The following is a 13708-nucleotide window of genomic DNA, read 5'->3' as shown; positions in this document are numbered from 1 at the left end:
CAGCTGTAAAAGGGGTCCGCTAAACACGGACACCGGATAGTGAGGCGTTATTCCCCTTTGAAATGCGGCGTGCGTTTTTCTTTAAACGCGGCTTTACCTTCCCGTGCATCGTCGGTGTAAAAGCATAGGGTACGCAGGTCGCGCTCGTAGCGAACAGCCTGGTCGAGCGGCATATTGACCGCGGCGCGCATGTTCAGCTTCGCCGTCTGGGCCGCAATCGGCGGGCGTGACGCAATAGTGGAGGCCAGCGCTTTCACCGACGCCATCATCGCTTCGGCCGATTCAAACAATTCATCAACGATGCCCCATGCCAGCCCGGTGGCGGCGTCAACCGGATCGCCGGTGTAAAGCATGCGCGACGCGCGGGACGCGCCGATGGTTTTATTCAGGTACACCGCCATACCGCCGCCGCCGACCCAGCCCAACTTGATTTCCGGCGCGCCAAAAAGGGCATTACGGGTGCTGACGCGGATATCACAGCACAAAGCCAGCTCCAGGCCGCCCCCGAGGGCGTAACCGTTAATCGCGCAGATCGAGGGTTTGGTGATTTCCGCCATCGCGTCGCAGTGATCGTGTTTCATACGGTGGATCCACGGAGACGGGTAAGAATCCAGCTCTTTGATATCGCTGCCGCAGCAGAAGGCTTTAGGGCCGTTTGCCGTCAGTACCACCACGCGGACGTCAGGCGCTTCGTTACACCATGAAGCAAGTTTCGTGATGGCGACCGACATGGCGGGGGTGACGGCGTTCAGTTTTTCCGGGCGATTCAGCGCGATAATGGCGACGCTGTCCGCCAACGTAAACTGCACGTTGGGATCAATTTCAAAGTCGAACTCAGCCATCGATTTTCTCTCCATTGGTGCGGATGACCGTGCCGGTTTCCTTCAGGGCGGCGATTTGCTGCTCAGTGAAGCCCAGTTCGGCCAGGATTTCATCCGTATGCTGGCCGACAAACGGCGTCGGGCGATAGATGGAAGAGGGGGTTTTGCTGAATTTAATGGCGAAGCCCGGCGTCTTCACTTTCCCTTCGCTCGGATGGTCGTATTCGACGAAGGTTTCGTTGTGAATGACCTGCGGATCTTGCACCACGTCTTCATAACCGTAGACCTCACTGCTCCACAGTCCTTCCGCATCAAAAGCGGCCCGCCATTCTTTGGTGGTGCGCTCCCGCAGTTTTTCGCGGGTCACCCGGAAAATGAAATCGCGCTGAGGCAATGTATGCCCGTCGACTTCATCTTCCATGGTGTCGAATTCAGGCACGTCGAGGATTTTGCCGAGCGTGGGCAGGTGCGGCGTCACCAGGGTGATATAGCTGTCGGCCGTTTTAAACACACCATACGGCGCGCGGATATAACAGTGCCCGTGCGGTTCTTCGCTGCGGCGCTGCGGTTTGCGGCCCTGCGTGAATACGGTCATTTCCTGCATCTGGTTGGCGATGATCGCATCCAGCATGTTGACCTGGACCAACTGGCCTTCGCCGGTACGTTCACGGTGAAGGAGCGCCGCCAGCGCCCCTTCAAATGCGGTATACGCGGTAATGGCGTCGACCACGTACTGGCCGGAAGGTTGGGGCGGGGTACCGGCCGCACCGGTACTGAGCATGGCGCCGCTGAGCGACTGCAACAGTAAATCCTGGCCCGGGCGTTTTGAATAGGGACCGGTTTCCCCGTAGCCGGACATTGAAACATACACTAAATCCGGTTTTATTTTTTTCAGGGTTTCATAGTCCACGCCCAGACGCGCAGCGACACCCGGGCGATAGTTTTGAATAAAGACATCCGCTGTTTTAACCAGCTTATACAACAGCGCCTTGCCCTCTTCATCTTTCAGGTTCACGGCCAGGCTGCGCTTGTTACGGTTCAGGGACAGAAACGACGTGTTGATGACGTTTCCAAATGCGGCGCCGGCCGACGTGTGGCGTTGCCATTCGCCGGAGGTCGGCTCGACTTTAATCACATCGGCGCCCATATCCCCCATGCGCAGCGCCGCAAACGGCCCGGCCATCGCAATTGAACAGTCAAGTACCCGATACCCTTTAAGAATTGACATAAAACGACCTCTTGCTCTCAGAAACGCCGCCATCCGGGGCGGGGATGATTGATGGAAATAATTTAGGCGAAATTTATTAGATATTATATATAATATTTAAAAAAGTGTGATGATGATCGAAATTTCTATGCGTGCTAACCGATAGAATCAGGGTCAGTGTTTGGTATCTTATTAATTAATAAAGGAATTATAATGAAAACATTCAAAGGGTTAACCTGGGATCATCCGCGCGGCCACCGGCCTCTTCAGGCGTGGGCGCGAGAAGACGGTGCGGTAAAGGTGGACTGGGCTGTCCAGAAACTGGAAGGTTTTGAGTCCCATCCCATTGATGAGCTCGCCGAGAGATATGATTTCCTGATTGTCGATAATCCCGGCATCGGTGAAGCGGCGGAGAAAGGCTGTTTACGTCCCCTGGAGGCGTTTCTAAGCGAGGCGCAGTTATCCTTCCTGCGTAACAGCAGCGTAGGTCCCTCCTTTGACAGTTACCAGTATTACGGCCGGCACTGGGCCATTCCCATTGATGCCGCCGCCCAGGTTTGCGCGCTGGCCGGGCAGGCCGCCTCGGCCCAGCCGGACACCTGGCAGGAAGTCCTGCGTTTGAGCCGGTTAAACCCGGGACGGGTGGCGCTGTCGTTGGGCGGACCTCATGCGCTTTTGACATTTTATGCCATTAGCCTGTCGCTGGGGGGCACGCTTTTTTTGGGCAATGATTTTGTCCTGGATAAGGCGGTGGCGGCCCAGGCGCTGACATTTATGAGGGAGATTTATTCCTCTCAGCAGCCCGGGCTGGTTGATCTTAACCCCATCGGGTTGCTGGATGAAATGGCTCAGGGACGTGTTGACCTGTGTCCCGCCATTTTCGGTTATGTCAATTACGCCACGCCTGACGACGGCAGGCCCGTCAGCTTCGTTGACATTCCCCACTGCGGCGAACCGGCTATGCGTGGATCCATTTTGGGCGGGACCGGGCTGGCGATTTCCGTGCATTGCGGGCTAACGCCTGGTCTTATCGACCACATCATGCGGTATGTGTCAGAACGCGTACAGTCCACGCTGGTGGTTGAAAACGGCGGACAGCCCGCCAATGTCCGGGCATGGCATGATCACCATGCCAACGAACTGACGGGCAACTTTTTCCGCAACACGTTTTCAACCGTTGCCAATGCCTATGTCCGGCCAAAGTATCACGGCTACATCCCGTTCCAAGACAGTTCATCCGCCATCGTCCGCGATGGCCTGGTTAGCGGAAAACAGGCCGGGGATATCTTCGACGCCATCCGGGAAAACCACGGGCGCTACCTGCCCTGAGGAATATGCGGATTTATCCCTACGCCCGCCCGGCGGCGTTAGGGAAACTAAAGGGCGCGTTTTATCGGGCTGTGCTGTATGAGATTTGGCGGTCAAAGCCCAGGATGATGTGGTCCGCTGATTTACTGCGATACATTTCCGCGTCCCGCCGCTCTATGGCATCGATAATCTCATCATGCTCATCGCACAACAGTTGCAGGTCAGGCACGCCGCGCTCCTCGTGAAAGCGGCCCACCTGCGGTCCATAGTTCAGGGTGGCGTACATCTCGATAATTAAATCATTACGTGACGCAATGACAATGTGCTTATGAAATTCGGCATTAAGATTAATGAAATAACTGTACTGTTCATACCGGGGACCATAATGGTGGGTACGCATGGAATCATTGAGCTGGCGAAGATAAGCGATTTCATCCGGCGTAATATTCATAAGGACCATGTCGGCTATGGCAGGCTCAATCAGCAGGCGCGCCTGCTGCCACTGGGCAATATCCCGGGCGTCGGGTTTATCCGCCACCCGGAATCCTTTGTTATGCTCCAGTAAAATGAGTTTTTCTGCGGCGAGACGAAACAGCGCTTCCCTCACGGGTATGCCGCTGACGCCAAACCGTACGCTCAGATTTTTAACGATAAGCCGCTCACCGGATTTAAGCTGATTGGAAATGATCTCCTGCTTTAGCAGCTCATAAACTTTATGGCTGATGCTCTCGTGCTGCAGCATAGGGCCTCTACGGATTATACAAAATATATAATATCCTAACACTTATACTACTTACTGGCAATTTAACATATTGGCAACAAGCCGCCCTGATCAATATTTATCAATCCGCCTGGGCTTTTCTTATTTTGCGTCTCTGGCAGGGAATCCCTTTGCCATTAACTGGCAATATAGGCGCAGGGAAAGAACGCTTGCATGATTAACACCAAAGAATGAACGCTGTAATCCTATGGAGAGGTCTATCAAATACATAGGGTAATACAGGTGTGACTGGGTTAAGTCCGCGTATAGAGTAGCAATGAGAATACATAAAAGGAGTATGGTCATGAGCAATTCGATTGATGAAGAAGCAAAAGACGCAAAGCCGATTGTTGAAGCAGAAAGAGAAGCATCAGAGAGTAAATGCCCTTTTCATGAAGGAAATTCCAATAAGGCATCCGGCGGAGGGACACATAATCGGGACTGGTGGCCTAACCAGCTCAGAGTCGACCTCCTGAATCAGCACTCAACCCGCTCTAACCCGTTGGACGAATCCTTTGATTACCGCCAGGAATTCGCCAAATTAGATTACTCCGCGCTCAAAGCCGACCTGAAAGCGCTGCTCACTGAGTCGCAACCCTGGTGGCCCGCCGACTGGGGCAGTTATATCGGTCTTTTCATCCGCTTGGCGTGGCATAGCGCCGGGACTTATCGCGCCGTCGACGGGCGCGGCGGCTCGGGACGCGGCCAGCAGCGCTTCGCACCGTTGAACTCCTGGCCAGATAATGTCAGCCTCGACAAGGCGCGCCGTTTGCTGTGGCCGGTGAAGCAAAAATACGGGCAAAAAATTTCCTGGGCCGACCTCTATATCCTTGCGGGCAACGTCGCTCTGGAAAACTCCGGTTTCCGTACCTTTGGCTTTGGTGCCGGGCGCGAAGACGTATGGGAACCCGATCTGGACGTGAACTGGGGCGGCGAGACAACCTGGCTTGAACACCGCCATCCTGAATCGCTGGCGCAATCGCCGCTGGGCGCAACGGAAATGGGGCTGATTTACGTCAATCCCGAAGGCCCCAACCACAGTGGTGATCCCGCCTCGGCCGCCCCGGCTATCCGCGCCACCTTCGGCAATATGGGGATGAACGATGAAGAGACCGTTGCGTTAATCGCCGGCGGCCATACGCTGGGCAAAACGCATGGCGCAGGTCCCGCCAGCCATGTCGGCGTTGACCCTGAAACCGCGCCTATTGAAGCGCAAGGCCTGGGCTGGGCGAGCAGTTTTGGCTCGGGTGCCGGGGCTGATGCCATCACCTCCGGTCTGGAAGTGATCTGGTCGCAGACGCCAACGCAGTGGAGCCATAACTTCTTCGAAAATCTGTTTAAATATGAGTGGGTACAGACGCGCAGTCCGGCGGGCGCTATCCAGTTTGAAGCGGTCAATGCGCCGCAGAGTATTCCTGATGCCTTTGATGCCGAAAAAAAACGCAAACCCACCATGCTGGTCACCGATCTGACGCTTCGTTTCGATCCGGAGTTTGAAAAGATAGCGCGTCGTTTCCATGACGATCCCCAGGCTTTCAACGAAGCCTTTGCCCGGGCGTGGTACAAGCTGACTCACAGGGATATGGGACCCAAGGCGCGTTATATCGGGCCCGAGGTGCCAAAAGAAGACTTAATCTGGCAGGATCCGCTGCCGCTGCCGGTATATCACCCGACCAGCGCCGATATCGCACTGCTGAAAGAAAAAATTGCCGCATCCGGCCTGAGCGCCGGTGAACTGGCCTCGGTGGCATGGGCTTCGGCATCAACCTTCCGCGGCGGCGACAAACGGGGCGGCGCAAACGGGGCACGGCTGGCGCTGCTACCGCAAAGAGAATGGGACGTGAACGTCATTGCCGCCCGCGTCCTGCCCACGCTGGAAGCCATTCAGCAGTCATTGCAAAAAGCTTCCCTGGCGGATGTGATCGTGCTGGCCGGCGTGGTCGGTGTAGAACGGGCGGCGAAAGCGGCCGGCGTTGAGATTGATGTGCCTTTCACCCCAGGTCGTGTGGATGCCCGCCAGGATCAGACTGATATCGCCATGTTCGAATTGCTTAAACCAAAAGCGGATGGTTTCCGTAACTATCGCGGTGTTTTCGACAGTACATCGACTGAGGATCTCCTGATCGACAAGGCACAGCAGCTTACCCTCACCGTGCCGGAATTAACGGTGCTCATCGGGGGTTTACGGGCGCTTGGAACAAACTACGATGGCAGCCAGCTTGGCGTGTTTACAAATAACCTGGGTGAACTTAATACTGACTTCTTTGTAAATCTACTGGATATGGCCATTGAATGGAGAGCCATCGACTCCTCAGGTGAACGATTCGAGGGGCGCTATCGCGCCAGTGGCGAGGTCAAATACAGTGCAACGCGCGCCGACCTGGTATTTGGCTCTAATGCCGTATTACGTGCATCAGCAGAGGTTTACGCCAGCAGTGATGCCAAAGAAAAGTTTGTTAAAGACTTTGTCGCGGCCTGGACTAAGGTGATGAATCTGGATCGATTCGACTTATAAAAATTGTTGACCGGCAGCAACGATAGAGATCGCCTGGTAAAAAGCCCGTTTCAGGGAACTGACGCGGGCTTTTCTATGTCTGGTGATGCGAAAAGAGCCTGTGCCCGTAAGCGGGCCGGAAGACGGGTGAGTGCCTGTCATGCGCCTGAAGAATAACCGGCTTATGCTGGCTGACAAGACCTGCGGCCTGGCGCTACGTTTATCGGCTGACCAGAAATGGCACCTTGTTTTTCCGCATTACCGATAAACCTCACAGAAGTTCCTGTGCCTACAAGGCTTACGCTTGGCGAATCAACGTCCGATTCGTCAGCCGGCACAAAGAATGGACCTGACAGGGGAAAAAGGCGCTGGACTTCTCAGTCTTTGCGCCCGTTCACTTTTCCCGGGGGGAGAGAAACACCTGTATGTCAGGTTCAGTCTAAACCATCCCTGACCCGCTTTTGGTTAACGCCTCGTCATTTCTACCCGGGGCACACGTCCGGGTCACTTCAGTAACAATATAGCTGAAACGATAAAGCAAATGTTGTTTTATAACGCAAATATAAAGTAGTGCATCGATCTTATTTCATTGATGTTGTGATGTGAATCCCGTTTTTATTGCGTTTTTGGCTCACTTTTCTATCAGGTGAAGCTCATCACATTTCTTTAACCTGCTTGCCGGTAGATTTTCTTAGGCAAAACAATAATCGATTCAGCAAAAGGGAAGAGAAATGAAAACTAAACTGGCTTTAACGGTACTTGCAGTCATGATTTCGGGTCATGCCGCGGCTAAAACCTGGGTGCTGACAAGTGCTGAAGTGGGCGCTGAAAAGGGAAACTGGAAGATTTCAAGCACAGAGCTGAAGGTAAAGGATAAGACGTTCAGCATTGAACAGAAAGTGCTGCATGGCGGTAAACAAGAAGGCAGCAAAGTGATTGTCATCAGCAGCAAAGATGGCCTCACCATTACCCTGAGTCCAACCCGCGGGATGAACCTGCTGCGGGTTGAAGGCTTCGGTTCGAAAATGGGCTGGGATTCCCCCGTCAAAGAGGTGGTCAACCCGGCGTTTATCAATCTGGAAAGCCGCAATGGGGTGGGCTGGCTGGAAGGTTTTAATGAAATGATAGTCCGCTGTGGCTATGAATGGACCGGTCATCCGGTTACCGCAGACGGTCAAATCTACACGCTGCATGGTAAAGCGGGCAACACCCCGGCCTCACAGGTGGAAGTGGAGGTGGCGGATACGGCGCCCTATGAAATTCATATTCGTGGCCTGATCAAGGAAAGCACCTTCAAGAAAGCCGATTTGCAGACCATGACCGAACTGCGCTATGTGCCCGGTAGCAACAGTTTCAGCCTGCATGACGTCTTAACCAACCATGCGGATTATCCCCACGATTACCAGATTATCTATCACAGCAATTTCGGCGCGCCGATTCTGGAAAACGGCGCGCGCTTCCTGGCGCCGATGGCCAGTATCAGTCCGTTTAACGATTATGCCAAAGACGGACTGAAGACATGGCAAACCTTTGCCGGTCCGACCAAAGGGTTTGATGAAATGGTCTTTAACATCAGGCCGCTATCCGACCAGAACCACCAATCACTGGCGGCAGTCGTGAACAAAGAGGGAGATCAGGGCGCATCCATCCAGTTCGATACCCGTCAGTTACCCGTGCTGACGTTATGGAAGAATACCGATACGGTAAAACAGGGGTATGTAACGGGTATCGAACCAGGCACCAGCTATGCTTACCCGGTCACCATCGAGCGTGAGCAAAAACGCGTTAAGCAACTGCAGTCGGGAGCCAGCACCCAGTTTGATCTGACCTATACATTACTGCACGGCAAAGAGCAGGTCGCAGACGTTGAGAAGAAGATTGCGGCTATTCAGGGCGAGACCAAAATCGATGAAAACGCCGTGCCGATAGCGAAGGAGTAAATCGCCAGGCTAATGCTCCCGGAAGTCCAAATCCGGGAGCACAATGACAGGGATTGCGGTATCAGCGTTTGCGGAGCAGGCATATCAGGGGGCCGGGCATGATTTTTTCGTGCCATGCCAGCATGCTAAGTCGGTGAAACGAAGATGAGGCTTTTCCTGCCAGCGCCACGATGCGTCCCGCGCGCTGGGCCATTCCCCGCGGCGCCGTGTCACCACGCGACAACTTCATCAGCCCAAGGCGGATTCGCCCCCGCGCGCGACACGGTAATCGCGGCCGCGCCAACCCCGAGCGCCAGCGCGGCGCGCATCTGCTCCTCGTTCAGTCCGGCAATGGCCGCCTTGGTCAGCAACCCCTGGGCGTGCAGGCTGGCCAGTATCCCGGCATTTACCGTATCTCCGGCTCCCACCGTATCCACCACGGGTACCTTGACCCCCGGAATATGCACCCTGGCGGCGGCCGAATAGGCGTCGGCGCCGGCAGCGCCGCGGGTGATGACCATCAGGCTTGGACCGCGCGCCAGCCAGCGGCCGGCAATCTCCTCGTCGCTGCCGCTTTCCCCGAACCAGGCTAAATCCTCGTCGGAGAGTTTGACGATATCCGCCAGGGCCATCATGCGTTGCAGGCGGGCAAGATAGGTCTCCCGGTCGGCGATGAAGTTGGCGCGGATATTCGGGTCGAGGAACATCACCCGTTGCGGCGCGTCACGCGCCATCAGGGCTTCATAGACGCTGCCGCAAGGCTCGGCGATCAGGCTAATGCCACCGAACAGCAGGGCGGTCGCCTCTTGCGTGGCCGGCAGATCGCTTTCCGTCAGCATGCGGCCCGCGGTATTCTCGTCATAGAAGGTATAGCGCGCCTGGCCCTCAACCAATTGCGCAAACGCCAGCGTGGTCGGGAGCGCGGAGCAGGCCGCATGCGTGCCATCGACATTGGCGCGCGACAGGGCGTCGCGCAGTATCCCGCCCATAAAATCGGATGACAGACCGGAGAACAACCCCGTCGGCACCCCGAGCCGCCCAAGGGCTATCGCGGTATTGAACGCCGCGCCGCCGGGGCAGGGAAGAAAGGCGGCTTCCCCGCCCGCGGTAACGCGGGGCAACATATCTATCAGCGCTTCGCCGCAACATAAAATCATCAGCGTTCTCCTTCACCCACCGTGACCACCGGCGGTGTTTCAAGCTGGTCGGCAACTTGCATCCAGCATGCGGCGAAATGACCGTAAGCGGTTTTGATCGCCACCCCGGTCGGCAGTTCCGGGCATTCATTCTCGCCGTTGCTGCCCCAGTTCACCCAGCCGGACTGGCGGCGCTGCACAATTTGAAAGGCGCCGGAGGGGCGTGAAGTCCACCAGACCATGGCGCGGCACGCGTCCTGGTGGTATTCCACCGTTTTGCTGGCCGGTCCCGGGAAAATCGTTTCATGCGCCATGGCGGAGACATCCACCGCCTGGTCCGTCAAGACCCAGGGGCGGTCATTCAGATCGGCGCTGACGTGCGCGCGGGCTCTTACCCGGGCCAGCCTGTCCCGCAGTTCGTCTTCGTCGAGCACGTTTTCCCAGGCGCAGAACAGGCGCCAGTAGAGATCCCAGTGGGCCGACGCCATATCCGCCAGCCGGGCGCGGAACTCTTCAAATTTCGGGCTGTGATTCGCTGAGTTGGCCACCGTATCGGCCACCATCGCCACCAGTTCCCCGGCGTAGGGATCGCCGGCGCGATAGCGCGTTCCACCGTAGGCGGCGAAGCGATCAAATACCAGCTGTCCCGGGCCGCCTTCAAACTCATCGCCGACAGTGATTTTATCGGTTACCGAGCGGCCGTTGATCTCGGTCTGGAAGCTATCGACCCGGTAGCGGCGCTGAAAGAAGGGTGTTTTATAAAAAAATTGCCAGTCGATGCTAAAGCGCTTGCCGCGTAATTCCGGCAGCAGACCGTCGGGGATCACCCCATGCATGCGGTAATGATGCAGTACCGGTCCGCATTCCACGGTTTCAATGGCCACCGTGGTATGTTCGGGGGGGTTGATCAGCCCGTTTTCCGGAGTGAAAAAGGGGCCATAAAACCCGCCGATGGCGTTATTCCCGGACGGCAGCAACTCAAAACCATCCCCGGCGGCGCGGAAATGGCGGATGCCCCACTTCGATGAACCCGCCCCCTGGGCGGTGCCGCGGCACAGTTCAAGATCGAAGGCGCCGGTATCGAGGCGCGCGAAACAGTCAATTTCTTTGCCGGGCAGCGGCTGAATACCGCCGAACCGCGCGGCTTCCACCGCCGTACAGGGCCGCTCGAGGGTGAAACGAAGCCGGCCGGTAAAGCTGACGGTAGCGATAAAGCGGGTGCGGCCATGGCCTGAACCGGCGGCGAGCCGCTGGCAGAGCACCGGCTCGCCACTGTCGGTGGCGGCCAGCCACAGGTCGCCGGCAACATCCCGTTCGATGGCGAATATCACGGGTTCATGCACCCGCTGCCCGGAAAGCGGATCCGTGACGGTAATGGTATCTGACATGCAGGGTCTCCATAACAAGAGGCATAGAGTCCGCTGCCGCGACAGCGGACTGAGTAAGGGAACATCCAGGCGGCGTTATGACGGCGGGGTTTTTTGCCGGCGCCAGAAGGTGAACAGCTCCGGGCGCTGTTTAAGCCCGTCGATGGCCACCGCCAGGATAATAACGATTCCTTTGATCAGTAGCTGGGTGAAGAAGGGGACGCTGAGGAGGATAAGCCCGGTGCTCAGCACGCCAAGAATAATGGAGCCGATCAGCGTGCCGATAATTCGTCCGCGTCCGCCCGACAGGCTAGTGCCCCCCAGCACCACCGCGGCGATGGCGTCCAGTTCATAACCGGTGCCCGCCGTGGGCTGGGCCGAGATAACCCGCGCCGCAAAGATAATACCCGCCAGGCCCGAGCAGATGCCGGCAATAACATACACGGAGGTGGTAATGCGATTGACTCGCACCCCGGCCAGGCGCGCCGCCTGGGCATTGCCGCCCACCGCGTACAGGTGGCGCCCGTAGCGGGTGCGCTCCAGGATAAACCACGCCAGCACATACACCACGGCCATGATGATCACCGGGATCGGGATGCCGGCCAGGTAGCCGTTGCCAAGTTCGCGAAAGCTCAGGCTGCTTGACACAATGGGCTGGCCTTCGGTGATGGTGTAGGCCAGTCCGCGTAAAAATGTCATGGTGCCCAGGGTAACAATAAACGGCGCCAGCGACAGGTAGGCCGTCAGCGTGCCGTTGATAAGCCCGCAGGCGGCTCCGGCGAGGGTGCCGGCGAGAATCGCCACCGGTGCCGGCCAGCCGGCCATGGCCGCCACCACGGACACTACGCCTGAGACGGCGACAATAGAGCCGACGGACAAATCAATCCCGCCGGTCAGGATCACAAAAGTCAGTCCCGCCGCCAGGATCGCGTTCACGGATATGGAGCGGGCGATATTCAGCAGATTGTCCACCCGATTGAAATTCGGGGCGAACAGCGACATCAGTAGCACCAGCGCCAGCAACACCATCAGAATTCCCACCCGATCCCACCAGCGGGCAAAATCAAACGGCGCCCGGGCGGCCGGCGTTGCGGAAACAGGATTCTCTTTGTTCATATTACCCACCTTCACTTTCTTCCGGCTGACCGGCAAACGTCCCCGTGGCGTGAAGCATCACGATCTCTTCCGTCGCCGTTGCCGAGGACATTTCATGGACGATGCGTCCGTTACGCATCACGAGAAGCCGATCGCTGATACCGATGGCTTCGGGTAAATCGGATGAAATCACCAGCACCGCTTTTCCGGCCCGGGCCAGTTGATCGATAAGCTCATAAATTTCCCGCTTGGCCCCGATGTCGACCCCGCGGGTGGGCTCGTCAAGGATCAGCAGCCGGGAATCGCGCAGCAGCCAGCGCGCCAGCGCCGCCTTTTGCTGGTTGCCGCCGGATAAGTCCTTTACCGGCAGGTCGAGTGCGTTGAGCCGCAGCCGCAGCCGGGCCATCTGTTGGGTAACGGCGGCGCGCACGGCGCCCTGCCTGATCACGCCGGCGGTGACGTAGCGGTCAAGCGAGCTGAGCGCGATATTGCGCTCAACGGAATGGTCCAGAAACAGCCCCTGCGCCTTGCGATCCTCGGATACCATGCCGATCCCATCGGCAATCGCGGCGGTTGGATCGGCGGGGGCGCTTTCCTGTCCCGCCAGACGCACCGTACCCGCCGTGCGCGGGTCGGCGCCGAACAGCAGGCGGCCGATTTCGGTCCGCCCCGAGCCGATAAGCCCGGCCATGCACACCACCTCACCGGCCCGTACCTGAAAAGTCACCGGACCGACCTTATCCCCCGCCAGGCCGGTCACACCCAGTAGTACCTCCCCGGGCACGCGGGCGTCATGTTGATAAAGATCAATGATTTGCCGCCCCACCATCATGCGCACCACCTCGGCGGGAGAGATATCGCGCATGTCCCGGGTGCCCACCCAGCCGCCGTCGCGAAACACCGTGACGCGATGCGCCAACTGCCAGACTTCCTCCATACGATGCGAGATGTAAATCATGCCCACGCCCGCGCGGCTCATTTGGTTAATGATACCGTAGAGCGCCTGCGCTTCAGTGCGGGACAGGGCGGCCGTCGGCTCGTCAAGCACCAGGACGCGCGCATCCTCGCTGACGGCGCGGGCAATCTCCACCATCTGCTGCCGGCCGATGCTCAGCGCACCGAGCGGCTGGCGGGGATCAATATCCGCCTGGATGCGCTCCAGTTTTTGCCGTGCCTCCCGGTACATCCGTTCCCGATCCAGCCACCCCAGGCGGGTCAGTGGCTCCTGGCCCAGCGCCAGGTTTTCGGCCACCGTCATATCCGGCACCGTGTTAAGCTCCTGGTGGATGATGGCGATGCCGTTGCTGCGCGCATCGCGCGGCGATCGGATAGCGATAGCATTACCGTCGATCAGGATGCGACCGCTATCGCGCGCCACATTGCCGGCCAGGATCTTCATCAGCGTCGACTTGCCCGCGCCGTTCTCGCCCATCAGGGCGTGGACTTCCCCGGCCCGCAATTCGAAGCGGACATCATTTAGCGCCAGCGTGGCGCCATAGCGTTTCGAGATCCCCTCAAGCTGTAAAAGGGGGTGTGCCGTTCTGTCAGCCATCGTCCTCACCCTGCGGAATAGGCCGCGTCGCCCATCCCGCCCGTGTTGA

At 57.6% G+C, this 13708-nt stretch carries 10 protein-coding genes; 3 read left to right on the top strand and 7 right to left on the bottom strand.

What is annotated here, in order from left to right; translation table 11 throughout:
* Positions 1-47: 47 nt before the first annotated feature.
* Both ACL2XQ_RS15925 and ACL2XQ_RS15920 read right to left on the bottom strand, forming a co-directional pair.
* A complete protein-coding gene (locus tag ACL2XQ_RS15925; RefSeq protein WP_413739415.1) occupies positions 48-842 on the bottom strand; it encodes an enoyl-CoA hydratase/isomerase family protein in 795 nt (264 codons plus the stop codon).
* A complete protein-coding gene (locus ACL2XQ_RS15920) occupies positions 835-2049 on the bottom strand; it encodes a CaiB/BaiF CoA transferase family protein (RefSeq protein ID WP_410014567.1) in 1215 nt (404 codons plus the stop codon). Before ACL2XQ_RS15920 ends, ACL2XQ_RS15925 begins: the two co-directional genes overlap by 8 nt.
* A 192-nt stretch (positions 2050-2241) precedes the next feature.
* Between ACL2XQ_RS15920 and ACL2XQ_RS15915 the strand changes: the two genes are divergently transcribed.
* Entirely contained in the window at positions 2242-3357 is a 1116-nt protein-coding gene (locus ACL2XQ_RS15915; RefSeq protein WP_410014568.1) for a hypothetical protein, read from the top strand.
* A gap of 61 nt (positions 3358-3418) precedes the next feature.
* On the opposite strand, the gene ACL2XQ_RS15910 is transcribed toward ACL2XQ_RS15915, so the two are convergent.
* Positions 3419-4078: a GntR family transcriptional regulator gene (locus ACL2XQ_RS15910; RefSeq protein WP_413739414.1), complete on the bottom strand. Its 660-nt coding sequence runs from the start codon at positions 4076-4078 to the stop codon at positions 3419-3421.
* A gap of 322 nt (positions 4079-4400) precedes the next feature.
* Between ACL2XQ_RS15910 and katG the strand changes: the two genes are divergently transcribed.
* Both katG and ACL2XQ_RS15900 read left to right on the top strand, forming a co-directional pair.
* Complete coding sequence (gene katG, locus ACL2XQ_RS15905; RefSeq protein WP_413728119.1) at positions 4401-6611, top strand: catalase/peroxidase HPI; 2211 nt, start codon at positions 4401-4403, stop codon at positions 6609-6611.
* 710 nt (positions 6612-7321) lie between these two features.
* A complete protein-coding gene (locus tag ACL2XQ_RS15900) occupies positions 7322-8530 on the top strand; it encodes an aldose 1-epimerase family protein (RefSeq protein ID WP_413739413.1) in 1209 nt (402 codons plus the stop codon).
* Between the two features lie 209 nt (positions 8531-8739).
* Here the strand turns inward: ACL2XQ_RS15900 and ACL2XQ_RS15895 are convergent, their stop codons facing one another.
* The 4 genes from ACL2XQ_RS15895 to ACL2XQ_RS15880 form a co-directional block, all read right to left on the bottom strand.
* Complete coding sequence (locus ACL2XQ_RS15895) at positions 8740-9666, bottom strand: carbohydrate kinase family protein (protein ID WP_410014572.1); 927 nt, start codon at positions 9664-9666, stop codon at positions 8740-8742.
* Positions 9666-11033 carry a hypothetical protein gene (locus tag ACL2XQ_RS15890; RefSeq protein WP_413723129.1) on the bottom strand — a complete coding sequence of 456 codons (1368 nt, stop codon included), beginning with the start codon at positions 11031-11033 and terminating at the stop codon, positions 9666-9668. Before ACL2XQ_RS15890 ends, ACL2XQ_RS15895 begins: the two co-directional genes overlap by 1 nt.
* A 75-nt stretch (positions 11034-11108) precedes the next feature.
* Positions 11109-12128, bottom strand: a complete 1020-nt coding sequence (locus ACL2XQ_RS15885) for an ABC transporter permease subunit (RefSeq protein ID WP_410014574.1) — start codon at positions 12126-12128, stop codon at positions 11109-11111.
* Between the two features lies 1 nt (position 12129).
* Entirely contained in the window at positions 12130-13659 is a 1530-nt protein-coding gene (locus ACL2XQ_RS15880; protein ID WP_413723128.1) for a sugar ABC transporter ATP-binding protein, read from the bottom strand.
* Positions 13660-13708: the final 49 nt, after the last annotated feature.

Origin of the sequence: Sodalis sp. RH14, from assembly GCF_047324285.1 — a bacterium.
Lineage (GTDB): Bacteria > Pseudomonadota > Gammaproteobacteria > Enterobacterales > Enterobacteriaceae > Acerihabitans.
Note: the sequence above shows the minus strand (reverse complement) of the source record. Positions and strands in the feature narration are given on the sequence as shown.